Annotated in this window: 22 protein-coding genes; 15 read left to right on the top strand and 7 right to left on the bottom strand. The window is 42.8% G+C overall.

Annotated features, from left to right (window positions below; all coding sequences use genetic code 11):
* Positions 1-47 precede the first annotated feature (47 nt).
* From F9K33_10365 to F9K33_10350, 4 genes are all read left to right on the top strand, one after another.
* On the top strand, positions 48-764 hold the full coding sequence (locus tag F9K33_10365; protein ID KAB2879220.1) for a DUF2807 domain-containing protein: 717 nt from the start codon (positions 48-50) through the stop codon (positions 762-764).
* A complete protein-coding gene (locus F9K33_10360) occupies positions 700-2,286 on the top strand; it encodes an aldo/keto reductase (protein ID KAB2879219.1) in 1,587 nt (528 codons plus the stop codon). Before F9K33_10365 ends, F9K33_10360 begins: the two co-directional genes overlap by 65 nt.
* A complete protein-coding gene (locus tag F9K33_10355) occupies positions 2,261-4,786 on the top strand; it encodes a SpoIIE family protein phosphatase (protein ID KAB2879218.1) in 2,526 nt (841 codons plus the stop codon). Before F9K33_10360 ends, F9K33_10355 begins: the two co-directional genes overlap by 26 nt.
* Before the next feature lie 77 nt (positions 4,787-4,863).
* On the top strand, positions 4,864-5,901 hold the full coding sequence (locus F9K33_10350; GenBank protein KAB2879217.1) for a threonylcarbamoyl-AMP synthase: 1,038 nt from the start codon (positions 4,864-4,866) through the stop codon (positions 5,899-5,901).
* On the opposite strand, the gene F9K33_10345 is transcribed toward F9K33_10350, so the two are convergent.
* Complete coding sequence (locus F9K33_10345; GenBank protein ID KAB2879216.1) at positions 5,902-6,270, bottom strand: DUF2784 domain-containing protein; 369 nt, start codon at positions 6,268-6,270, stop codon at positions 5,902-5,904. It abuts the gene before it with no gap.
* A gap of 78 nt (positions 6,271-6,348) precedes the next feature.
* Between F9K33_10345 and F9K33_10340 the strand changes: the two genes are divergently transcribed.
* The 11 genes from F9K33_10340 (at position 6,349) to F9K33_10290 (ending at position 14,824) form a co-directional block, all read left to right on the top strand.
* Positions 6,349-6,909: an HD domain-containing protein gene (locus tag F9K33_10340; protein KAB2879215.1), complete on the top strand. Its 561-nt coding sequence runs from the start codon at positions 6,349-6,351 to the stop codon at positions 6,907-6,909.
* Between the two features lie 172 nt (positions 6,910-7,081).
* Positions 7,082-8,212: a molecular chaperone DnaJ gene (gene dnaJ, locus F9K33_10335; protein KAB2879214.1), complete on the top strand. Its 1,131-nt coding sequence runs from the start codon at positions 7,082-7,084 to the stop codon at positions 8,210-8,212.
* An 11-nt stretch (positions 8,213-8,223) separates the two neighbouring features.
* On the top strand, positions 8,224-8,808 hold the full coding sequence (locus F9K33_10330; protein KAB2879213.1) for a helix-hairpin-helix domain-containing protein: 585 nt from the start codon (positions 8,224-8,226) through the stop codon (positions 8,806-8,808).
* 21 nt (positions 8,809-8,829) lie between these two features.
* Positions 8,830-9,402, top strand: a complete 573-nt coding sequence (locus F9K33_10325; GenBank protein KAB2879212.1) for a hypothetical protein — start codon at positions 8,830-8,832, stop codon at positions 9,400-9,402.
* 24 nt (positions 9,403-9,426) lie between these two features.
* Positions 9,427-10,500: a hypothetical protein gene (locus tag F9K33_10320; GenBank protein KAB2879211.1), complete on the top strand. Its 1,074-nt coding sequence runs from the start codon at positions 9,427-9,429 to the stop codon at positions 10,498-10,500.
* Positions 10,501-10,504: 4 nt separating this feature from the next.
* On the top strand, positions 10,505-11,479 hold the full coding sequence (locus F9K33_10315; GenBank protein ID KAB2879210.1) for a hypothetical protein: 975 nt from the start codon (positions 10,505-10,507) through the stop codon (positions 11,477-11,479).
* Between the two features lie 24 nt (positions 11,480-11,503).
* Positions 11,504-12,058, top strand: coding sequence for a 16S rRNA (guanine(966)-N(2))-methyltransferase RsmD (gene rsmD, locus F9K33_10310; GenBank protein KAB2879209.1), 555 nt, complete (start codon positions 11,504-11,506; stop codon positions 12,056-12,058).
* Positions 12,059-12,065: 7 nt separating this feature from the next.
* Positions 12,066-12,548 carry a pantetheine-phosphate adenylyltransferase gene (coaD, locus tag F9K33_10305; protein KAB2879208.1) on the top strand — a complete coding sequence of 161 codons (483 nt, stop codon included), beginning with the start codon at positions 12,066-12,068 and terminating at the stop codon, positions 12,546-12,548.
* 70 nt (positions 12,549-12,618) lie between these two features.
* The gene (lepB, locus tag F9K33_10300) at positions 12,619-13,578 is read left to right on the top strand and encodes a signal peptidase I (protein ID KAB2879207.1); all 960 of its coding nucleotides are present in this window, start codon (positions 12,619-12,621) and stop codon (positions 13,576-13,578) included.
* Positions 13,579-13,625: 47 nt separating this feature from the next.
* Positions 13,626-14,360, top strand: coding sequence for a signal peptidase I (gene lepB / locus F9K33_10295; protein KAB2879223.1), 735 nt, complete (start codon positions 13,626-13,628; stop codon positions 14,358-14,360).
* A 29-nt stretch (positions 14,361-14,389) separates the two neighbouring features.
* Positions 14,390-14,824: a YjbQ family protein gene (locus tag F9K33_10290; protein KAB2879206.1), complete on the top strand. Its 435-nt coding sequence runs from the start codon at positions 14,390-14,392 to the stop codon at positions 14,822-14,824.
* Between the two features lie 94 nt (positions 14,825-14,918).
* On the opposite strand, the gene F9K33_10285 is transcribed toward F9K33_10290, so the two are convergent.
* From F9K33_10285 to F9K33_10260, 6 genes are all read right to left on the bottom strand, one after another.
* On the bottom strand, positions 14,919-15,701 hold the full coding sequence (locus F9K33_10285) for an ABC transporter ATP-binding protein (protein ID KAB2879205.1): 783 nt from the start codon (positions 15,699-15,701) through the stop codon (positions 14,919-14,921).
* Between the two features lie 1,423 nt (positions 15,702-17,124).
* On the bottom strand, positions 17,125-17,355 hold the full coding sequence (locus F9K33_10280) for a bacteriocin (GenBank protein KAB2879204.1): 231 nt from the start codon (positions 17,353-17,355) through the stop codon (positions 17,125-17,127).
* 88 nt (positions 17,356-17,443) lie between these two features.
* The gene (locus F9K33_10275) at positions 17,444-17,830 is read right to left on the bottom strand and encodes a hypothetical protein (GenBank protein KAB2879203.1); all 387 of its coding nucleotides are present in this window, start codon (positions 17,828-17,830) and stop codon (positions 17,444-17,446) included.
* 109 nt (positions 17,831-17,939) lie between these two features.
* Positions 17,940-18,395 carry a hypothetical protein gene (locus F9K33_10270; protein ID KAB2879202.1) on the bottom strand — a complete coding sequence of 152 codons (456 nt, stop codon included), beginning with the start codon at positions 18,393-18,395 and terminating at the stop codon, positions 17,940-17,942.
* Positions 18,332-18,994: a hypothetical protein gene (locus tag F9K33_10265; GenBank protein KAB2879201.1), complete on the bottom strand. Its 663-nt coding sequence runs from the start codon at positions 18,992-18,994 to the stop codon at positions 18,332-18,334. The genes F9K33_10270 and F9K33_10265 overlap by 64 nt, the downstream gene beginning before the upstream one ends.
* 2 nt (positions 18,995-18,996) lie before the next feature.
* The gene (locus tag F9K33_10260) at positions 18,997-21,186 is read right to left on the bottom strand and encodes an ATP-binding cassette domain-containing protein (GenBank protein KAB2879200.1); all 2,190 of its coding nucleotides are present in this window, start codon (positions 21,184-21,186) and stop codon (positions 18,997-18,999) included.
* Between the last annotated feature and the right edge of the window lie 29 nt (positions 21,187-21,215).

Below are 21,215 nucleotides of genomic sequence, written 5' to 3'. Positions count from 1 at the left end.
GTATAAAGGAGCATATCACGACATCAACCTTTATAAGGAGATTAACCATGAAAACATTTCTCACCACTGAAAAGTTTTCTTTCGCGGCGGCATTACTCGTCATGCTGACCAGCTGCAATTTCGTTGTCGCCCAGCGTGGCATCACCTCGGAAGAAAGAACCGTTTCCACGTTCAAGGCCGTCGTCACCAAAGGCAGTGAAGATTTATATGTGACGCAGGGAAACGAACAAAAAGTCCGAATCGAAGCCGAGGAAGGTATCATCAAAGACATCGAAACGAACGTACGCAACGGCGTTCTTTATGTCGAGCATGAGGACAGATATTTCACATCACACAAAAAAATCAAGGTCTATGTGACCATGAAAGAGATCGCCGGGCTTAAATTATCCGGCTCTGGAAGTATTGTCGGTGAAACGCCGATAAAAACAAACGAACTCGAACTGGGTATTAGCGGTTCAGGCGACATTACATTGGACGTGACGGCCACTGAAATTAACAGCGGCATCTCCGGATCCGGCAACATTGATCTTTCGGGCAAAACTTCCGATCACAATTTCAAAATCAGCGGTTCAGGTAAAATCAACGCGATGGATCTGAGCGCGGAGAATTGCACCATTCAAATCAGCGGTGCGGGCGACGCAAAGGTCAATGTATCTAAGCAACTCGACGTGAAGATCAGCGGAAGCGGCTCTATTCGCTATGCCGGTAATCCTGATAAGGTCAATACCAACGTTTCCGGTTCCGGCAGCGTTCAAAAAATGTAAAATTCTCTTTCCGTTACCAAAAGCGTCTTTCCTTTGGGAGGGACGCTTTTTTTGTTGTAGACAAAATAAGCCTTTTTTTGCTCCCTTTTTTTTGCTTATTTTGTTTCCAATGAACGCATCCACATTATATCGACCGCTTGGTTCTACCGGATTATCTTGTCATCCGATTGGATTCGGCTCCTACCGTATCAGCGAAGGCAATACCGTACATGAATCCGCGCTCCGTCATTATCTCGATATCGGCGGTAATCTGATTGATACGAGCGCCAACTACGGAGACGGCTTATCCGAAACGCTCATAGGTAAAGTGCTGAAAGACTACGACCGCACGAAGATCATTCTCATTACCAAAGGCGGCTATATCCAGGGACAAAACATGGTTCTCGCAAGTCACAGAACATTTCCGGAAGTAGTCGAATATACCGATGACTTGTGGCATTGTATTCATCCGGAATTTCTTGAAACGCAGATCGAGCGTTCCTTGAGGCGTATGCAAACCGATGTCATTGACGTCTATCTCCTGCATAATCCTGAGTATTTTATCAATCATGCGGCGAAACTTAATCCGATAACTGAAATGGTTCTTGATAAATTTTATCGGCGAATTCGTAACGCCTTTCAATTTCTGGAATCACAAGTCAAGACCGGACGAATCCGTTATTACGGAATCAGTTCAAATAATTTTGGCGCTCACGGAAAAGACCGCGCTCGAACCAGCGTCCAACGCGCGCTCGTGCAGGCCGAAGATATTTCGCCGGATCATCATTTTAAGATCATTCAATTACCGATGAATTTGTACGAAGCCGGAGGCGCCGTGTACTCCACGCACAACGGTAAAACGGCTCTGCATTTCTGTAAAGAAAAAAATATCGGCGTTCTGATCAATCGCCCTTTGAATGCTTTTTATGGAAATAAACTTTACCGCATTGCCGATTACGTCAAGCCCGGCGAATCTAAACCCGGGGATAAGGAACTTGAAAAAGTATTGTTGCCGTTGAAAGAAACGGAAGATGCTTTTGCGTCTACATTCGGAGGCGAAGCATTCGGGTCGGATCGTGAAGGTATTGCGGCGTATTTGAAATTTGTAGCCAAGGATCTTCCGTCGGGCGATTACTGGGAAGGTGTGATGAATCAATACATCGTTCCGCCCATCACGCACTGGATGCGTCAGGCTCAGGAGCAATTTGGAACCAATGTTCGCTGGCCCGACTGGCAAAATCGTTTTATTCAGGTAATCAATCAGTCTTTGGACGGCATCGAACGATTTTTGTCCGCATCCAAGCAAAGCGGCTCGGATTCCATACGACAAGCCTTATATCAATCCGGCTATCCGGTATCGAAAGAATCTTTGAGCCGAATTGCCCTGTCGCTCTTGACGCAACTGGACGGCGTATCCTGCGTATTAAACGGTATGCGAAACACAGACTATGTCTCTGACGCAATGGGTATTTCCAATTTGCCGAGCGTCGACGCTTTAGCGATCACAAAAAAATATTATGAAAAACTTAATACCAAGGGATGACGTTATGAATATCAAGAATTACTTCACTCCAAAATTTTACAGGCGTGTGTTCGCGGCCGTTGGAATCTACGTTACTTTGACCTGTTTGTATTTCTTCATAGATGCCTTCTTCATTAAGATATTTTCCAATGATCAATGCGTCTGGGTTCGTGAAAAAATCGACGGGAAAGATGTGCTTGCCATTCGAACTATTCTGGAAGGCGGCGTCACCGACCGGGCAGGTATAAAGGACGGAGATATTCTTTTAGCTATCAATGATTCTACGATTCGCAGCGATCAACAAGCCCAGAGAATTCTGAATATCGCTACGCCTCAAGATACCGTCTATTACACGATATCGCGTAAGGGCGACATTATGAAAATGCCTTTGCAGATCGTCAAATCTTACAATCCGGTTTATTTGTCCCTGGCCATGCTGGGGTTTGGTTTTCTCTTTATCGGCTGGATCGTCGGCCATACACGGCCGGGCGACTGGATACCCCGATTATTCTTCAAGATGTCTACCACCGGCGCATTGATGTTCGTGGTCATAGGCACGGTTTTTGGCCCCGGATATCAGGGCAATTTTTTTTGGCTGATCAACGCGATAGTCGGATTTGCCATGTTTCCGGCTTATTTCATTCATTTCTTTTTATGGTTTCCCCGTGAGAAACTGACCATAAAAAAGCGACGATGGGTTGTACCGTCGATCTACGTTTTTTCTATTCTCAATACCGTATTGCTTTTCTTTTTAAACAACGGAGGAGTGGCCATCAGCATTATGTTTTCCATGATGGGAATTGGTTTTGGCGTATTTTGTCATAGCTATTTTAATCTAAAAGATCAGAAAGAACGCAAGCCGTTTAAAAGTATTTTAGTCGGCACTGCAATCGGATTCACGGGATTCATCTATTTGTTTTTAATCCCGTTTTACTTTCAGGCGATATTCATTAATTATCCTGAATTTCTTTTTCCTGTACTTATCGTTGTGTTGATTCCGCTTTCCTTCGGCTATTCGATATTTCGGTACCGTACGATGGATACGGAGTTGATTATTAAGCAAAGTTTAGTTTATGCGTCGGCGACGGCCAGCCTGGCCTTGACGTATCTTGTTATATTATTCCTGGCAGGCTATGTTATTCAAAACTGGACGGGTTACGGCGCCAATAGCCCGGTTTTACAATTCGGGATATTACTTGTTGTTGCTTTCGTATTTGCGCCCGTAAAAGAGCGAATCCAGGAGGTGGTTGATAAGCGGTTCTTCAGAGAACGGTATAATTATCAAAAAGCATTACTTCGTTTTTCTCAAGATTTGCCGGGCCTTACACAACTTGACCAGATTCTTCAAAAAGTTATTTATACCGTGGTGGAGACCATGCACATTGAATCAATGGCCATCACTTTGTACATGGCGGAAAAAGAAGAGCCTGTTAATTATGTTCAGCGAGGCATTACCAAAGGCCACTGCGAAATACTCAACCGCAAGAACGGGCTTATTGGGATTCTGACACGTACGCAAAAAGCACAGTCGCTCTATACCGTCGCTCTATCCGAATTAAATATTCCTGACGACGAAAAAAATACGATCCGTGAATCGAATATCGTTCTCTCCGTACCGATGTTCAAAAAAGAAAAACTCGTCGGCGTTCTTTTTATGGGACCTAAACTCTCTGAAAAACCGTTTTCGCAAGAAGATATTGATTTATTGACAACCCTGGCCAACCAGGCCGGCATCGCTATTGAGAACGCGCGCCTTTTAAAAGAGGAATTGGAAAAAGCAAAACTGGAAAACGAACTCAATGTCGGACGCCGCATCCAACAGTCGCTATTGCCGAGCAAAAGCCCCGATATTCCAACTCTTGACATCGCTGGCGTTTCGATACCTGCGTTGTCCGTTGGCGGGGATTATTTTGATTATATTCCTCTGGATGACGGCCGCTTGCTGATTGCCGTCGGGGACGTTTCCGGAAAAGGCGTCTCAGCCGCTCTGTATATGTCCAAGATTCAGGGTATGATCCAAATCGCAAGCCGTCTCTATTCGTCTCCGAGGCAAATTCTTATTGAAGTGAACAAATGGATGTACCACGGAATGGAAAGACAATCTTTCGTTACCATCATTCTTGCGCTGGTCGATACTTATAAAAAAACAATCACGATCTGCAGAGCCGGCCATAACCCCGTTATCGCTCTCCATCACGGTAAATTGAAACTGATCCAATGTAAAGGAATTGGCGTTGGGCTCGTTACCGGAGAAAAATTTGAAGATAACCTGGACGAACAAATTGAAAAACTGGACGAGGACAATTCATTCATATTCTATACGGACGGTATCACCGAGGCTATGAATACAAAGCAGGAAGAATTTGGCGATGACAAACTGTACGACATGGTACAATCCAACACAAATCTGTCATCACAAGATCTCTTGAACAAGATCGTATCCGAAGTGGGCGCGTTTTGCAGGAATGCGGAACAACATGACGACATTACGCTGGTCATAGTCAAAGTTCGCCCGAAATAAAGTGTAATCAAAAATCGGCCCGAGTTACAATCAAGTTATTTCACCACTGCAAAGTTTTGTTTCTTATTTTTGATTATATGAAAACCGTTATTCTTACCATAGACTCAAAAGTTCCTGAACCCCGATTAATTCGACAGGCCGCCGCTTATTTGCAACAAGGCGAACTGGTAGCTTTTCCGACTGAAACGGTGTACGGGCTCGGGGCCAATGCCTTATCGTCGAAAGCGATTCGGAAGATATTCAAGGCCAAAGGACGGCCGTCAGACAATCCGTTGATCATTCACATTGCCGATAAAAAACAGCTTTACGCGCTCGCAAAGTCGGTACCCCCAAGCGCAGAAAAATTGATCAGGAAATTTTGGCCGGGGCCATTGACGATTGTATTCAAAAAATCAGATGTGGTTCCTTCGGAAATTTCTGCAGGATTAAACACGGTCGCTATTCGATTGCCAAAACATAAAATTGCGCGCGAACTCATCCGCGGATGCGGATTTCCGCTGGCCGCCCCTTCGGCTAATTGTTCCGGCAAACCCAGTCCGACCGATGCCGCGCATGTTATTCATGATTTGAATAGCCGTATAGCCTGCGTTATCGACGGCGGTCCTACTCTGGTAGGTTTAGAATCAACCGTCATAGACCTGACAAAAAAAGTTCCGGTGATTTTGCGGCCAGGAAAAATCACACAGAATGAAATTAGAAAAATTATCGGAAACGTTACCCTGCATCCTACAGTAAGATCGAACAGAAAAATTGTCTCCGTTACATCACCGGGAATGAAATACCGGCATTACGCGCCGAAAGCAAAATTAAAAATAATAAGGGGAAATACTGAAGCCGTTGAAAAAAAAGTCCGATCCATCGTGCATCGCTCGGCCGCAAAAAACATTGCCGTTTTAGTTACCGATCGTAATCGTATTTTTAGAAACGTATCCAACGTATTCATCGGCTCCTCCGCACAACAGATTGCAAAAAATCTATTTCGCGTGCTGCGCCGCATGGACGATAAGAAAATAGAGCTTATATTAATCGAATCGCTTCCTGAAGATGGATTTGGATTGGCGGTGATGAACCGGTTAAAAAAAGCGGCGGGATTCAACATAATCAACGCACGATAACTACGGCTTTGCGGGCCTGACAAAAAAAAGCGACGCTGTAACGAGCAGAGTAAATAGAACATATATGACCGTGAACACTTCTTCTGCGGCGTGATAGAATAAGATCTTGTGTATCCAGTGCTGCATGAAACTGGTTTGATAACCGCCGCTTGATTGGCGTAATCTATTTTCCCATTCGGTGAGCGGACACACGACGCCGAAGATCGATTCTATTGCAACTAAGGCGATGGCAACCAGATGAATCATCCGGAACCAAAAATTCCTAATCCACTGCCATCGGAAACAAGCGCCGATCCAAATCGCGCCTAAACCGCCGATGACGAAGCTCACATACAGCAAATGAATGACGAGTATTATATCGGCCATCATACTCTAAACTTCTTATATAATTCAATGGCAAGCAATAAAATTTTTATTTGAATTTGCCTCATTAACAAAAGGAATAGTATGACACGCGACGATGCTTGGCAATTACTATGTGAATACACGAAAGGCGAAAGTTTACGCAAACACGCGCTGGCGGTAGAAACGGCCGTTCGCGCCTATGCCAAAAAGTTCGGTGAGGATGAAGAAAAGTGGGGCATAACGGCGCTGCTCCACGATTTTGATTACGAGAGGTTCCCCGATCCCGTTGATCCGGACGGCCATCCGTACAAAGGAAATTCTATTCTTAAAGAAAAAGGTTATGCGGACGATATACGGCGCGCGATCATGTCGCATGCCGACTATACGGGCGTCACGCGGGATTCGCTGCTTGAGAAAACGTTATTCGCATGCGATGAATTATGCGGTTTCATTACGGCCGTTTCGTATGTGCGCCCGTCCAGAAGCGTGAAAGAAGTGGAGGTTAAATCCGTACGAAAGAAAATGAAGGATAAAGCCTTTGCCGCTAAAGTAAATCGCGAAGATATTACGCGTGGAGCTGTCGAATTACTGGTTGATCTGGACGAACATATCGGGTTTGTAATCAAAGCATTGCAGAACAATTCAGATGCCTTAGGACTTTAACATCAGGTTGCAAATTCTGAATTTAGGCTGCATCCGGCAGTGCCGGAACTCCAGGCGGATCTGCAATCTCGGTTTTGGCTCAATGTAAATTGTATTGCTTAATATTGACTCAATTCATATATTCACCAGCCTTTGAACCAATACGATTTTTTTGGGAGAGATTAATTCATTTATGACCAAACGCGATTATTACGAAATTCTCGGAGTGAGTAAAACCGCATCTTTGGACGATATCAAAAAATCGTACCGAAAATTGGCCATGCAGTATCATCCCGATAAAAATCCGGGCGATAAAGTTTCCGAGGAAAAATTTAAGGAAATAGCAGAAGCCTATTCTGTATTGAGCGATGATCAAAAGCGCGCGAACTATGACCGTTACGGCCATGAAGGACTTCGCGGTATGGGTCAGCAGGGATTTGACGACATCAATGACATTTTCTCGCATTTCAGCGATATATTTCAGGGTTTTGGATTCGGCGACTCATTCGGCGGCGGACACTCTTCCCGTCCGAAGCGCGGAGCCGATCTGGAAGTCAAACTGAAGTTGACAATTCAGGAAATTGCCGAAGGCGTTACTAAAAAGATAAAATTACGCAAAAACAAAGAATGTTCCACCTGCGGCGGCAACGGCGCAGCGCCCGGGAGTAAACGAAAAACATGCTCTCTTTGTCACGGCTCCGGTCAGGTCAAACAAGTCTCGCGCTCGATATTCGGGCAATTTGTCAACGTAACGGTTTGCAAAAACTGCGAAGGCCAAGGAACGGTCGTTGAGAAACCGTGTACGGCCTGTCATGGGGACGGCGTAATGATCGGGGAAACCGTTATCAACGTCAAAGTTCCGCCGGGCGTGACCACGGGCAATTATATTCCGTTGCGCGGACAAGGCCATGCCGCCCCTCGCGGCGGGCAAGCCGGAGATGTGATTGTCATTATGGAAGAACTTGAAGATGAACTTTTCGAACGCCATGGCGATGACGTTCTACTCGATCTTCCCATTAGTTTTCCGCAGGCCGTGCTCGGCGATGAAATCGAAATACCGACCCTGTCGGGAAAGGCGAAACTGACGATCCCGTCCGGCATTCAATCAGGTAAGATTTTACGTATGCGCAGCAAAGGTATTCCGCATTTAAATGGATCCGGTTCCGGGGATCAGTTGGTTCGCGTGATGGTATATACGCCGACCCATTTGACCGAACGTGAGAAAAAGATTATACGTGAACTGACGGATTGCGAAAACCTCTCGCCTTCTTCAAATACGGATAAAGGATTTTTCAAAAAAGTGAAAGAAGCGTTTGCCGGATAAAACGTAAAACCATGTTCTTTAAAAAAATTTCAGAGCCGCTGTACCGTTTTTTTTTGTTGTTTGGACTAACGAGGCAGGAAACTTATGTAGTACTCTTGCTTGCCGTTCTTTCCGTTATCGGTGCGGCGATCCCTTACGTTCGCACGTATGTCTCCGCCCATGAAGTGAAGGCTCAAAACGAGAGTACGCCAGATTCCTTTAAGAATTTATCAGAACGGATTTTTAATGATTCTGCTTTAAGCCGGAATGAAAAAGATTCATTGATTGCCCTTTTTAACGGAGACTCAGTTTCGTTTAACCGATGGAGCCGGCAGGCGGATTCGCTGAAAAAATTACTGGCATTGGGCGCTGGACGGGAATCTATAGATTCGTTTTTTTTGCAGGTACAGGATGCGCCCGTCAAACAAATCAATATCAATGAGGCCACGGCGGCCGAATTAAGCGGGCTTCCGGGCGTTGGAGAAAAAATAGCGGAACGAATAGTAGAGTATAGGAACAAAAAAGGCCATTTTCGAAGTGTGGACGATTTGAAGAATGTTAAGGGCATCGGCAAAAAAATGTTTGCAAAAATAAAACCATTTGTTGAAATTCAATAAACATCAGTTTACGGAGGATTTATGTCAGAGGAAAAGCAAGTTGAGAAGAAATCAGACAGCAATTTAAGACCCAAAGCTCAAGGAAACATTTTTCTAAAAATCGGTATTGTACTGATGACCTTGGTTTTGATTTGGTCAATTTTAGGGCCGGCCAAAGAAAAACAGATCCAGAAAAACTATCACAAACTAACCAAAGCAAAGATCAAAATGCTGTTCCAGCTTGAGTATTTGACTTTATATACGGACACGTCGTTTACATCCGATATTGATAAGCTGATTGATTTTGCAAAACAGGCCAAACCGGAGATACTTCCGGACTCTCTGTTCCAGCCTTTGTACAACGCCTATATGCGGTTTGAAGAAAATCACGAGACGCTCGGCGGAAAATCCTTGGGAGAATTCAAGAAAATATACTTAGATTCTTTGAGCTACAATCCGTATACCGGCGAGAAATTCATTCTTGAACTCACAACCAAATCCGGGCGAAAGACATTCAATATCAAACCGTCCAAAGATGAAAAAGACATTGAAAAGATTGGCGCGGTCATCGAAGGAGAGATCAGCTGGGATGAAAAAGCAGAGCTTGCGCTGTAACTTACCATCTAACACGGTGAATGAATGAGCACTCTAAATGTACAAAGCGATCGGGGCATTCTCGATCATGACGAGATTGACCGCGAATTTTCAGAAAAAAAGGCGCTTTACGAGAATACCGCGCTTGGCATCAGCTTAAGAGGCCAGCACATTTATTTCGCAGAAGTGGAAAAAGGCGATTCCGAATTTTACGCAAGTAAATTCGGTATGATACCGACCACTATGAAATTCGGATCCGGGATCGAAGGTGTTGAAAAGAACGTTTCCGATCTTTATTCCTATATCAACGGCGGCATTGAAGATAATGCCATACAAGCCAAACGTTTTAACCTCAGCATCAACACCCAGCTGACGACCATTCACAAAACGTATGTGGAGGCGAATTGTACGGAAGATGAATTCGAGAGTTTTGTCAAGTGGGAAATCGGAAAACAAATCCTCGATGAGGTCGATCAATTCATCGTCAACACGGCCAACCTCCGCTCTATCTCCGATGAATCCAAACTCGATCCCGTTTTAATCGTTGGGATCCGGCGTCGTTTTGTTGAGACACTGAGTCAAGTTCTGGAAAAGGTTAAGATTAATTTGGCCGGTATCGATGTGGATATACTATGTTCTCACGCGGTGTATGAAATGAATTATGACCGTTATCCGGGAGGAATGACTGCGCTGGTTGAACTCAAGCCCGGCGCCACCACCATCCTGCTTTGTGACGATTACGAGGTTGAACACGTTTATCAATTCACCACGACTTCAAAAAGTTCTCCTCAAAAGATCGCGTCCTTGCTTAACAGGCATCTGGATAATGCGATGGAAGTATATAACCAAAGCTCGCAAAAAAACCTTGCGCTGGGCCGCGTGATCCTATGCAATGAATTTGCCGCATCCGCTCTTCCTTTTGTTGATGCCCGATTTAATCCATCGGCTATTAATCCTTTTGCAAAAATACAAATACCTAAACCGTTTGCCAATGAAGAGTCAACGGCGAATAAGAATGAAGACGATTCGGAAGTTGAGCCGAAAGAAGAAGTGCCGCCGCCGGATTATTCTCCTTTCGCCGAATGCGTCGGTGCCGCTATTAAAATCTTAACAGCATAAGAACATGATAAAGATCAATCTCTTGCATAACCAATTATCAACCCCTGTTGCTCGTGAATCTGCCCCCAAAAAAGATGACCCGACAGGCCAGACCTTTCGTTCCGCAGCAAAAAAGGGCGGCGCGCGGGTTATGAAATTGACTATCCTTTTTATCGCCATTATCGCAGGCGGTATATTCTTGATTATGGAGCGTTACACGGTGGTAAATTGGGTAGAACAATATACCGGCCCGTTGAATTTACTGCCGCCAGTGGAAGAAGCGCCGTCTCCGGAAATGGTAGAAGAACAGCGCCGGGAAAAAATTCGGCAGTTGTATATGGCAAATACCATCCGGCAGCAAACCAGGGACATTCAATTTCTGACCCATCTGAACGCTCTGAGACTGAGTAAACCCGCAATATTTGTTTCTGAATTTACCCTCGACGGCAACGATTATGCAATCGATTTTTATGGAAAGACCGAAAAGGAAGTCATCGAATTTACGAATGCCTATCTGAACTCTAAAACGATTGATGAAACCCGTCCTGAAAAAATTGAGCGCGATTCGAGAATAGCCGGATTCAGATTCAAACGTTCCCTTTCGGGAACTTTGCGTTTAACCACCGGGGCCGAAACCGACACCATTAACACCGTTTATATTCCTTTGGAAAAAGCGAAAAAGAAAATCAAGCTGCTTGCTTTATCCGATGCTTTACAAGCCGACGATACGGGGAAATCAAAAGAGTCAAAAGGCGTTATCATGGGGAAACATAGCGTCCAATGTAAATTAACGGGCCAAATGGAAAATTTTTTGAAATTCGCAACGACCCTGTCGAAGCTGAGCCTGAATATTGAAATGACCAGATATGAAATAACTTTCGCTCTTAGAGACCCCAGGCAAAAAGATATAAAGAAGATGAAGCCGGATGTGATTCTCTTCGATTACAATGTCTTGATTCCTACGACCGTTTCAGACACCGCTGCAACGGATGGTAAATAATTCTCGGCGAAGGCTGAGCTAATTATGCGCATCATCGCAGGACAACGCCGCGGTTTGATTTTATCCGATTTAAACGTCGAATTTGTTCGTCCTACCAAAGACATCGTCAAAGAATTCATTTACAATTGCCTCGCTAATTTAAAAGATATTTCACAATGTTCCGTTTGCGATTTGTTTTCAGGAACCGGCAGCTTGGGTATTGAAGCGCTTAGCCGGGGCAGTTCCGATGTGACGTTTGTTGAACTAGCGCCGCGCGCGATCACGATCATTAATAAGAACATTGCGATAACCAATCTGGGAAATACCGTTCAGGTGGTACAGGCTGACGCACTCAGTTTCTTGGAGAAGGGTAAAAAATTCGATATCATTTTAGCTGACCCGCCTTATGAACAGAGAATCGGCAACGTTCTTATTGAAAAGATCATAAAGTTTGATTGCATGAATCCTCACGGCGTACTGGTCATAGAGACGGCGCCGGGCGAACCGTTTGTTCCATTCGAAACTTTCAAGGATTTTTCATTATATAAGCAGAGAAAATGGGGCGAATCGCTTGTAACAATTTTATTGAAAAACGTATAAGGTTTATATGAAAACAGCATTGTACCCCGGAACTTTTGATCCTTTGACGTTCGGTCACATTGACATTATCGAACGCGCAGCGGCGCTCTTTGACCGTGTCATTGTAACTGTAGCAAAAAACCCGAAAAAGACGCCGTTATTTACCGCGGAGGAACGAGAGGATATGATCCGCGAAGCCGTTAAATCTTGGCCGAATGTGACCTGCGAAAGTTTTGACGGTTTACTGGTACAGTTCGCCAAGGATCGTCAGGCAAAAGCGCTGATTCGCGGACTTCGCGTCATATCCGATTTCGAATACGAACTTCAAATGGCGCATGTCAATCGCCGTTTGGCGCAGGAAGTCGTCACCATCTTAATGATGCCGGGAGAAAAATATACTTATTTGAATTCAAGTATTGTTAAGGAAGTAGCGTCGTTCGGAGGCGACATACAATCATTTGTTCCCCCGTTTATCGCCGACAAGATCAAAAACAAACTAAGGCAGAAATAAAACTTGTTTCTTCATCTGAATTTATGTAACTAAGCCGCGTTTTCCATTGTATTTAAAAGGGTAATATTTTATGATAAAAGACCAGTTAAAAGACAAGAACTCTAAAACCGCAGCGCTCCGTGCTCAACAGCAGGAAATAAAAAAAGAACAAACCTTCAAAGAAAAAACGACGGAATCCGTAAAATCGTTTGCGTGGGCGTTGGGTGTTTTCTATTTTGTGCAAACATTCTTTCTGCAGGCATTCACTATTCCAACGAGTTCCATGGTCAGCACTCTGCTGGTAGGCGATTTTATATTTGTAAATAAGTGCGTCTACGGCGCTCAGACGCCGGAAAACATTCCTTTCACGGGCATTCAGCTGCCGCGTTACCGGTTTCCATCGTTCAAGGAACCTGAACAAGGAGACGTGGTTGTGTTTCGGTTTCCTCATCCGGAACTGGCCAATATGGAAGGCCAGCTGGGGTTAGATTATATAAAACGATGCGTCGCGGCGGCAGGACAAACACTGGAAATAAAAAATAAAGAATTATATGTGGACGGGAAATTGTTTTCTGAAAGTTTTGATTTTCCTGGAATCCATTATTACCCTTACGATCCAAATTCCGGCGCCACGAGCGACGTATTTCCAAAAACAATGGGAACGGGCGAGAACTTCGGGCCTCTGCGTATTCCAGCGAAGGGAGATTTGATCACGATCTCTCCAAATAACGACGACTTTATTAAATACCTCGCGCTGCGCGACCATAAACAATTTGAACGGCGCGCCGACGGATACTATGTGGACGGAATCAAAGCGGACTCGTATGAAGTCGGCCAGGATTATTATTTTATGATGGGCGATAATCGCGACAATAGTTTGGACAGCCGTTTTTGGGGCCCGGTTCCGCGCGATCATGTCGCCGGCGAGGGACTATTCATTTACTGGTCCAATGTAGAAGCCGCCAAACAGACCAACTATATTCTTAAATTATTCAGTACGCTTAATCTTTCCAAAGTGAACTGGAAACGTATTGGAACAATCATCAGATAAATTTTATGTCTATTAACGAACTGCCTGATAGCAGCCTGGTTTTGCCTATGAATTCGGAAGAAACTTCCCCGCCGGACAAACCTTCCATCGCAGAGGCTTCAAAAAAAGAAAAAAGCAAAACGCTTGAGCTCTTTCAGATTGCCTTGTACGCCCTTCTTTTTGCATATATCATACGGATTTTTTTTCTCCAGGCATTTAAAATTCCAACCGGATCCATGGAAAACACGCTGCTAGTTGGCGACCTCCTGTTGGTTAATAAATTTGTGTACGGAGCGAAAACACCCGACAAAATCCCGTTTACGGAAATAAAAATTCCGCAGTATCAATTGCCCGCATTACGTGAACCGCGTTCCGGCGATGTAATCGTTTTCAAATTTCCGCCCGATCCTCTGGTCGATTACATCAAACGGTGCGTCGCCGTTGCAGGGCAGACGGTTGAGATCAAAAACAAAATTGTCTATGTTGACGGCGCGCCGCTCAGCGACATCGTTGATCCGCCGGGATTAAAATATGAAGACCCCGACATCATTCCGCGCGACAAAGGGTATGAAACCGTATTTCCAAAAAACGCAGGCAGCCGTGATAACTACGGCCCGGTAAAGGTTCCTGAAGGTACACTCTTCGCAATGGGCGACAACCGCGATCGCAGCTACGACAGCCGTCAATGGGGATTTGTTCCGCGCGAGTATGTCATAGGAAAAGCGCTCATGGTGTACTGGTCCACCGCTTCTGACGATAACTTCGACATACGGTGGTCACGCATCGGAATGATGATCGAGTAGCGCCATCGGCTGCGTAAGGAAAGATTGCTATGAAGTCGTTTACAGAATACCTATGGTTTAATACCAAGAACAGGCGCGACTATATCAACATCACGCAAGACGTCGAAGCGGCCGTACATAAATCGGGAATTGAAGAAGGTATGGCGCTCGTTTCCGCGATGCACATAACCGCGGGCGTATATGTCAATGACGCTGAATCGGGTTTGATACAGGATATCGATGCCTGGCTTGAAAAACTTGCCCCGTTTAATCCGAACTATCTGCATCACCGCACGGGCGAAGATAACGGCGACGCTCATCTAAAAAGCTTGATCATCCATCATGAAGTGATCGTTCCGATCACCAAAGGCCAGCTGGACTTCGGCCCTTGGCAGCAGATTTATTATGCCGAATTCGACGGACAGCGAAAAAAACGGGTCGTTATTAAAGTCATGGGTGAGAGTGATAGAGCTGATTTGGCATAGACTTGAACCGTGGTGATTTCTGGACAAATTTGAAGCATCTCAAATAGTGGACACGAAACTCGTGTAAGTGAGTCAGAATCTACAATGGCGCAGTTCATAACTTCTTAGTTAGGTTCAATGATGTAGTAGATAAATATTCCTTCCTCTTGAGCCCCAGAAGATTGTTAATATCATCTCTTGAAAGAACGTCTTTTGCTTCTGCTGCCAAAGTTCTGCCCTTATCAAGAACGAGAAATCTATCGGCAATGCTGTAGATTTCTTCGATGTTATGAGAACTAATGATAAAAGAAGTATTCTCTTCAGCTTTGACCTCCAGTACCAGTTCCATCAATCGATTTTTCGAATAAGGATCCAGATTTGCAAATGGCTCGTCCCATAATATAAGCTTCGGTTTGTGAATGAGCGAACCAATCAAACCCACCTTAGTAAAATTTCCTGCCGATAATTCGCGGATGAGTTGCTTTGACAGAAACTCGATAGGTAGTGAATCTAGAAATTCAGAAATTCGGGTTTTTGTAGCAATCATATCCAATCCATAAACCGATGCGATAAAACTATAGTATTCTTCCACTTGCATATAATCAATGAGAAATGATGTATCCAAGTAAGCGCCGAGATTCCTTTTAATGAAAATCTCATCTTCATTCCAAGTTTTGTCAAACAACCTCAATTCACCTTTCTCCCGGTCAAGAAATTCGAGAATGGACAAGAGAAGTGTGGTTTTGCCAGCACCATTGTTGCCCACAACACCGAGAATTTCACCGCCTTTTAGTTTTAGACTCGCAATTTGTAACTCAAATACGGCACCTCTGTCAACAACAAGGTCATTTATCACTAAAACATCAGAATCTAATTTCGGCATTGCTCCACCTTTCATTGTTCTTAAGCCACAATTGATAATAACTAGAGTGCCATCTCACAAGGATGTTGTCCCCAATCAAGACTAGAATCGCAATTCCACCAACAAACAAGCAGCCCCACAATTGAAATTCTGAAGATATAGTTGAAAAAATAAGAAACAGAAACTCTGTAAAAAGAAGAAAAAATAAAACAATAAGAAGTTTAATCGGTCTTTTATAGTATTTAAGGTTGTAGGTACTCTTATTGACCCACACCTTTTGATATGAAACGTAAGAAAATAACAAGTTAACATGAGGCAGAATTGTGATATTAAAAATCACAACCGTAATAGTTGCTATTAAGTTGTAGTGTCCGATACTAAAAGGGATTGCCATGCAATTAATATAGACGTATATGAGACGTGCCGTAACTAATTTTGAATACACAATAACCATGTTTGAGATTGGTAATAGACGAACTTTTCCCAGCGCGTCGTAATCCCATGAAAAGCAATATTGAAAATATTCCGCCATGATTATTCCTGTAGACAAAAATCCAAAAAACCAATGTACGGGTGTGAGCTTCGGAAAATAAAAAGAAATTGCAAAAATCAACATGAAAAGAATCGTACTATGAACAACTAGTTCAAATCCACGAACACTTCTTAAAAGAAGGAGCAGTTCCTTGCTAACTAACATGTTCTTTTTAAAAATCCTCCAAAACAAACTGCTTATCAGCAAAATGTTTGCTGACTGATCACGAATGATGCGTTGGTCTCTAATTTGTTTTCTCAAAATAAACACATTAATAAGGATCCAAAGGCTTAATATGATGTATAAAACAATAACAGAATATGACAGAATCACATAATTCAGGAACACGACACCGCAAATCAAAACGATATTGAAAATTCCAGACCACTTCATCTGACCTCGAGACATGGACAGCTTGGTAACAATAAAAAATGTAGTCAGGACGAAGAGAAATATCGAAAACAAAAGAAAAGACTGTGGTTGTGTATGAATAGCTTCAGAATAGGTTAACAGTAAAAATAGCGAAAAGATTGATTGGATTAAAATTCTAAGTTTGAAAAACTCCGAAATAATGGACAATATAGCAATCCATGTCCTATTGATGGGAAATAAAAAAAGTACCCTATGATCATCAAGTCCAAATTTGAAAAATGGAAAATAAGATAACAATGACAATAAAAAAAAGAAATCTTTCGCATTTGTAAGTTGCAACTGAATGTCATTAAGTTGAGCAAAGAATTTGTATAGAAATGTAGCTACAACAAAAAATATCACAAATAGGAAAACGTTTATTATTATCCTACTTATGGACCTATTCGAAGCCACAATTTTTCTAGATATCAAATATATAAAAAAATTCATAGATCATATATAATGGCTAGGGCAAGCCAATTTTGCCTTCCCTAGTCACATGGAATTGAATGTATCTTAACAATAACCGCCGATTGTAGCACATCTGGTATTGTCATAAGTAACTGGAGGGCAATAAGCTAGGGAGCCATATGCAAAGCCCATAAGGGCTGCACCCCAAGGTCCAGCAACTGCACCTGCCGCAGCGCTCAAACCAACACCAAATCCAACACACGCTACTCCATCCCAATTGATATTGGTTTCGCCGCCTGAAATTTGCTCCATTTCTTCAATCGATAACTCTTTCATTTTTCATCCTCCAACTAAAGTACTAAAAATACGCCCCCGCAGTAAGAGCTTTAATTAAACTGCGCCTTGTGTTCCGGAACACAAATTTTTATTGACAATATTTGATCAATGTTACGATTTTCACTTCTCCTAGAAACTTAGCAACTAATTTTGACTTTAAGTTAAATACAAAAATGGCTGGCGTGTTTTTTCGTCCAAAAAGTTTTATAAATTCTTCTAAACGAACACTACCCCAACTCACCTTGTTTACCTGTGATAAATTTCCGTATTTAGCTCTAATTCGGGCAAGAACCTCATCCGATTCACCAGTCATGAGAATCATGCGAGTGTTCTTTAGTGAATCAATACACTTGTTAAAAACGTCGAGCTGATATTCGCAATGCTCACAATCGCTCCTAAAAAGGCACACAATAGTATTGACCTTTTCATCCTTTTTCAGTGAATCCAACTGGCCCATTTCGTTCACGTACTTCATGTTCGGAAGCTCCGACCCGACAGCCATCACTTCGGAAGTTAGCAATCTGACTATCAGCCATATCAACAAGATGGCGAAAACACAACCAACGGATAATGTTAATAAATTCTTAAGCACTATTCCTCCCGGACATTTTTTTTCTGATGCTTACTGCTAGGAAAAGGAGAAAACAATTTTTTGCTAACGTCACGACTGGACTCATTTGAACCATCGTGCCAAAGCAACCGCAGTTTTCTTGCTGTGTATAAATTTGCCATCCATTAATAACAATAAATAAACTTATTGCCAAGATTAGAATCAAGTAAGTTTCTGAACTCTGGAAATGTCTTACTACAACAAGCATAGCCATCATGATTTCAAATAAAATACTAATGGCCAACAACAAGCGTGCATTATGATGTTGCAAATCAAACATCTCCTGAATCAAATCAATGGAATCCTCAAAATCTGCCAACTTCATTATGGCAGAGGCCATGAAAACAAAGGAGATGGTGAGCCTTGCTATCCATTGATCTTTTCTAAAGAAATTCCTAATCCCCATTGAAATACCAATATTATTACCCAAATGAAACTCGTTACCAATATAGCATCGCCTTTGTTCACCTTTCCACTCGAAGCTACACCTTTTGAAATCATTAAAATCCACAATAACTCAAAAATGTTGAAGCTACTTAAGACCGCAAATGCTGTCGTTCCATAAGCTTCTGCATCCAGAAACTGTGCAATGGAAAATGGAACAAAAGTCAATATCGTTTTATCTACTTGATCGCTAGGCAAAGAAGAAAGATAGATGATCCTCAACATCGATCCAACTGCGAGGAAAAGCAATCCAAAGCATCCTGCTCTAAATACTTGCTTAAATGGGATATCGATATCTCGAAGAATGAATGGAAACTGTGTCATCAAAACCACAAAGGCAATTCTGAGCCACAATATCAGCGGGACGAACAAATATCCCCATATGGAATAACCTTTTACTGCCTCGTAGACTTGGTCGATCCGAGAATATTCCATTTGGTCTGAAAGTATGTTGTAGTATACGTCTCTCGTCATAACCAACTGGCTGTCTGCGTAAATTAACAACATATTCACGACAACCAAGGCAATATAGATGTGCCAAGTTTTAAAAACAGGCGCATTGTCTATTGAAACACTCTGTACCACTGCTATGCCTTCACGACGAGAGGATTATTATTCATGACGTCAAAATTCATAGTTACTCCATACGTTGTTCTCAACTGATCTGCATCAAAAAGTCCTACTGGTGGTCCGCTTTTGACAATGGTGCCGGAATTGAGTATAAAAGCGTAATCGGTTTTTAATATTGTTCGTAAGTCATGCGAAACAATTAATACCGCATTTGTTTCTGAATACCTTTTCAAAAACTTCCATAATTCGTTTTCAATAAACATATCAATTCCGGTTAGGGCTTCATCGATAACCAAAACCTCAGGTCTGTTCCAAAGAGCGCGCAAAAAACCAAGAAGCTGTTTCTCTCCTCCCGATAGCTGCTGACCATCTTTTCCAATTAGTGTAAGTAAACCATTTTCAAATCTGGAAGGGAAAAAACTGAAACCAATTTCGTTTATCCACTCCGTAACTTTTTCAATTCCAGAAAATGGTCGTCCAAGAAGAATGTTGTCAAGGAGTGAAGCGTTGAAGATTTTGATCGATTGAGGAACGGTGCATATTTTCTTTCTGTATTCTCGAATAGACAATAAATTCGCATGGACGTTATCGACTAAGAGTGTACCAGAGGACAAGTCCAACACTCGCTGCAAGATATTGACTATAGTGCTTTTACCGGAACCACTTGGCCCCCACAATGAAGATAACTTGCCCTTGCAAATTGTAAGGCTTATGTTTTTAAAAAGCAACCCTTGGCCAGACCAACCAAAAGACCCTTTGTCAATGGAAACTGATTTGTCTATACACGTACATCCTCCTACGTCAAGTTTTTCGGGTTCGATCAGTAATATGTCCATCATACGATGGAATGCAACTGAAGCACCTGCCGTGGCAACCTTAACATCAACTAATCGATTGACACTTGGGATGAGTAGCGCAAGAAGACTATAGGCGGCTATCAATTGACCTAATGATAGACTGCCACCTAATACCCACGAAGAGCCAACTCCCAGCGTTGACAACATAACCAATCCAAGAAAAAATTCAGCAAAAAGTGACAACCTCGCTTGGGTCATACCGAATCTCTCTATACCATCCTGATGCCGCCTAAATAAGACAATGTTTAACTCTGAGAAAACTTCTTGAGAATTAAAACTTATCAGATGATCAATACCCTCAATACTGTCAATATAGGAGGACTCAACCTCCGCATTATTCTTCATAACTGATCTTTGTTGATCCGTCAAGCTCTTAGCTCTGGTAAACAATAAGTATGAATATATGAGAAGCAAAAGAGCTATTGACAATGCAATTCCAGGGGTAATAAAAAATAAGAAAGACAATGAGCCGCATACAATGAGGATGTCTATAGTTGTCACAGTTGACAGTGTGAGAATAAGTTGCCGAACCCGATGGGTATCGGCGAATCTTGTGAGAATATCGCCTGTTTTTCTCGAATCAAAAAAAGATTTTGGCAATCTGAATAGATGGCGTAAAAAATCGGCACAAATATCATTGCTCAGCCTCTTGTTGGCGACAACCAAAAAGCGCTGCCTGAAATAGCCAAAACCAGAACGCAGAACTAATACTAAAAATAAGGCAAGGGTAAGCAATACTATTTTTTCGGTTTGACCAGTAGGAATAATTTTGTCCACAATCAACTGAATGAAAATGGCATTGGCAAGACCCAAAACGGTATAAAGAACTCCGAGAAAAGTCGATTGGTATATCCACGTTTCATATTTTTTCGCATATTGACTAATCCAGTAAAGCCAGCTGGGGGGCTTATCATAATGCAATTTAGAACCCGGTTTAAACAAAACGGCCGTTTTTGATTTCCATAAATTCATAAATTCTTCGGAAGATAGTCTTAGCAGTCCCCGTCCTGGATCACCCACTAAAACTATATCTGGGGTTGCAGTATAAACTACAGCAAAATGTGACAGCCCTTCTGAAGTAACAATATGAGCAATGCACGGCATGATTTCATCACAAAGTTCTTCAAACTCCCCTCGGACAGCACGGGCATCAAAACCCAACACGTTTGCGGCTTCCACTATGTTAGCCATTGACGTACCTACGGACGTTGTCTTGCACAGTCTTCTTAAACGAACAAGACTAGAGTCACCTCGATAGAACCTTAGAACACTCAAAAGAGCAGCCGGCCCACAATCAGTTTGATCATATTGTCTGACGACGGGATACTTTTGTCGAAAAAGTTTTTTCATTTCTCAATTCTAAACAATAGGCAAAAAGT

It is taken from the genome of bacterium, assembly GCA_008933615.1.
Classification (GTDB): domain Bacteria; phylum CLD3; class CLD3; order SB21; family SB21; genus SB21.
This window is presented reverse-complemented; position numbering and strand designations above follow the sequence as displayed.

What these genes read in the sequence shown, in the direction of transcription:
- F9K33_10275 (KAB2879203.1), bottom strand. Translation starts at nt 17,830, where the DNA reads ATGAAGTACGTGAACGAAATGGGCCAGTTGGATTCACTGAAAAAGGAT.
- F9K33_10340 (KAB2879215.1), top strand. Translation starts at nt 6,349, where the DNA reads ATGACACGCGACGATGCTTGGCAATTACTATGTGAATACACGAAAGGC.
- lepB (KAB2879207.1), top strand. Translation starts at nt 12,619, where the DNA reads ATGATAAAAGACCAGTTAAAAGACAAGAACTCTAAAACCGCAGCGCTC.
- dnaJ (KAB2879214.1), top strand. Translation starts at nt 7,082, where the DNA reads ATGACCAAACGCGATTATTACGAAATTCTCGGAGTGAGTAAAACCGCA.
- F9K33_10350 (KAB2879217.1), top strand. Translation starts at nt 4,864, where the DNA reads ATGAAAACCGTTATTCTTACCATAGACTCAAAAGTTCCTGAACCCCGA.
- F9K33_10345 (KAB2879216.1), bottom strand. Translation starts at nt 6,270, where the DNA reads ATGATGGCCGATATAATACTCGTCATTCATTTGCTGTATGTGAGCTTC.
- lepB (KAB2879223.1), top strand. Translation starts at nt 13,626, where the DNA reads ATGAATTCGGAAGAAACTTCCCCGCCGGACAAACCTTCCATCGCAGAG.
- F9K33_10355 (KAB2879218.1), top strand. Translation starts at nt 2,261, where the DNA reads ATGAAAAACTTAATACCAAGGGATGACGTTATGAATATCAAGAATTAC.
- F9K33_10260 (KAB2879200.1), bottom strand. Translation starts at nt 21,186, where the DNA reads ATGAAAAAACTTTTTCGACAAAAGTATCCCGTCGTCAGACAATATGAT.
- F9K33_10365 (KAB2879220.1), top strand. Translation starts at nt 48, where the DNA reads ATGAAAACATTTCTCACCACTGAAAAGTTTTCTTTCGCGGCGGCATTA.
- F9K33_10320 (KAB2879211.1), top strand. Translation starts at nt 9,427, where the DNA reads ATGAGCACTCTAAATGTACAAAGCGATCGGGGCATTCTCGATCATGAC.
- F9K33_10360 (KAB2879219.1), top strand. Translation starts at nt 700, where the DNA reads ATGCCGGTAATCCTGATAAGGTCAATACCAACGTTTCCGGTTCCGGCA.
- rsmD (KAB2879209.1), top strand. Translation starts at nt 11,504, where the DNA reads ATGCGCATCATCGCAGGACAACGCCGCGGTTTGATTTTATCCGATTTA.
- F9K33_10285 (KAB2879205.1), bottom strand. Translation starts at nt 15,701, where the DNA reads ATGAAAGGTGGAGCAATGCCGAAATTAGATTCTGATGTTTTAGTGATA.
- F9K33_10330 (KAB2879213.1), top strand. Translation starts at nt 8,224, where the DNA reads ATGTTCTTTAAAAAAATTTCAGAGCCGCTGTACCGTTTTTTTTTGTTG.
- F9K33_10280 (KAB2879204.1), bottom strand. Translation starts at nt 17,355, where the DNA reads ATGAAAGAGTTATCGATTGAAGAAATGGAGCAAATTTCAGGCGGCGAA.
- F9K33_10290 (KAB2879206.1), top strand. Translation starts at nt 14,390, where the DNA reads ATGAAGTCGTTTACAGAATACCTATGGTTTAATACCAAGAACAGGCGC.
- F9K33_10325 (KAB2879212.1), top strand. Translation starts at nt 8,830, where the DNA reads ATGTCAGAGGAAAAGCAAGTTGAGAAGAAATCAGACAGCAATTTAAGA.
- coaD (KAB2879208.1), top strand. Translation starts at nt 12,066, where the DNA reads ATGAAAACAGCATTGTACCCCGGAACTTTTGATCCTTTGACGTTCGGT.
- F9K33_10315 (KAB2879210.1), top strand. Translation starts at nt 10,505, where the DNA reads ATGATAAAGATCAATCTCTTGCATAACCAATTATCAACCCCTGTTGCT.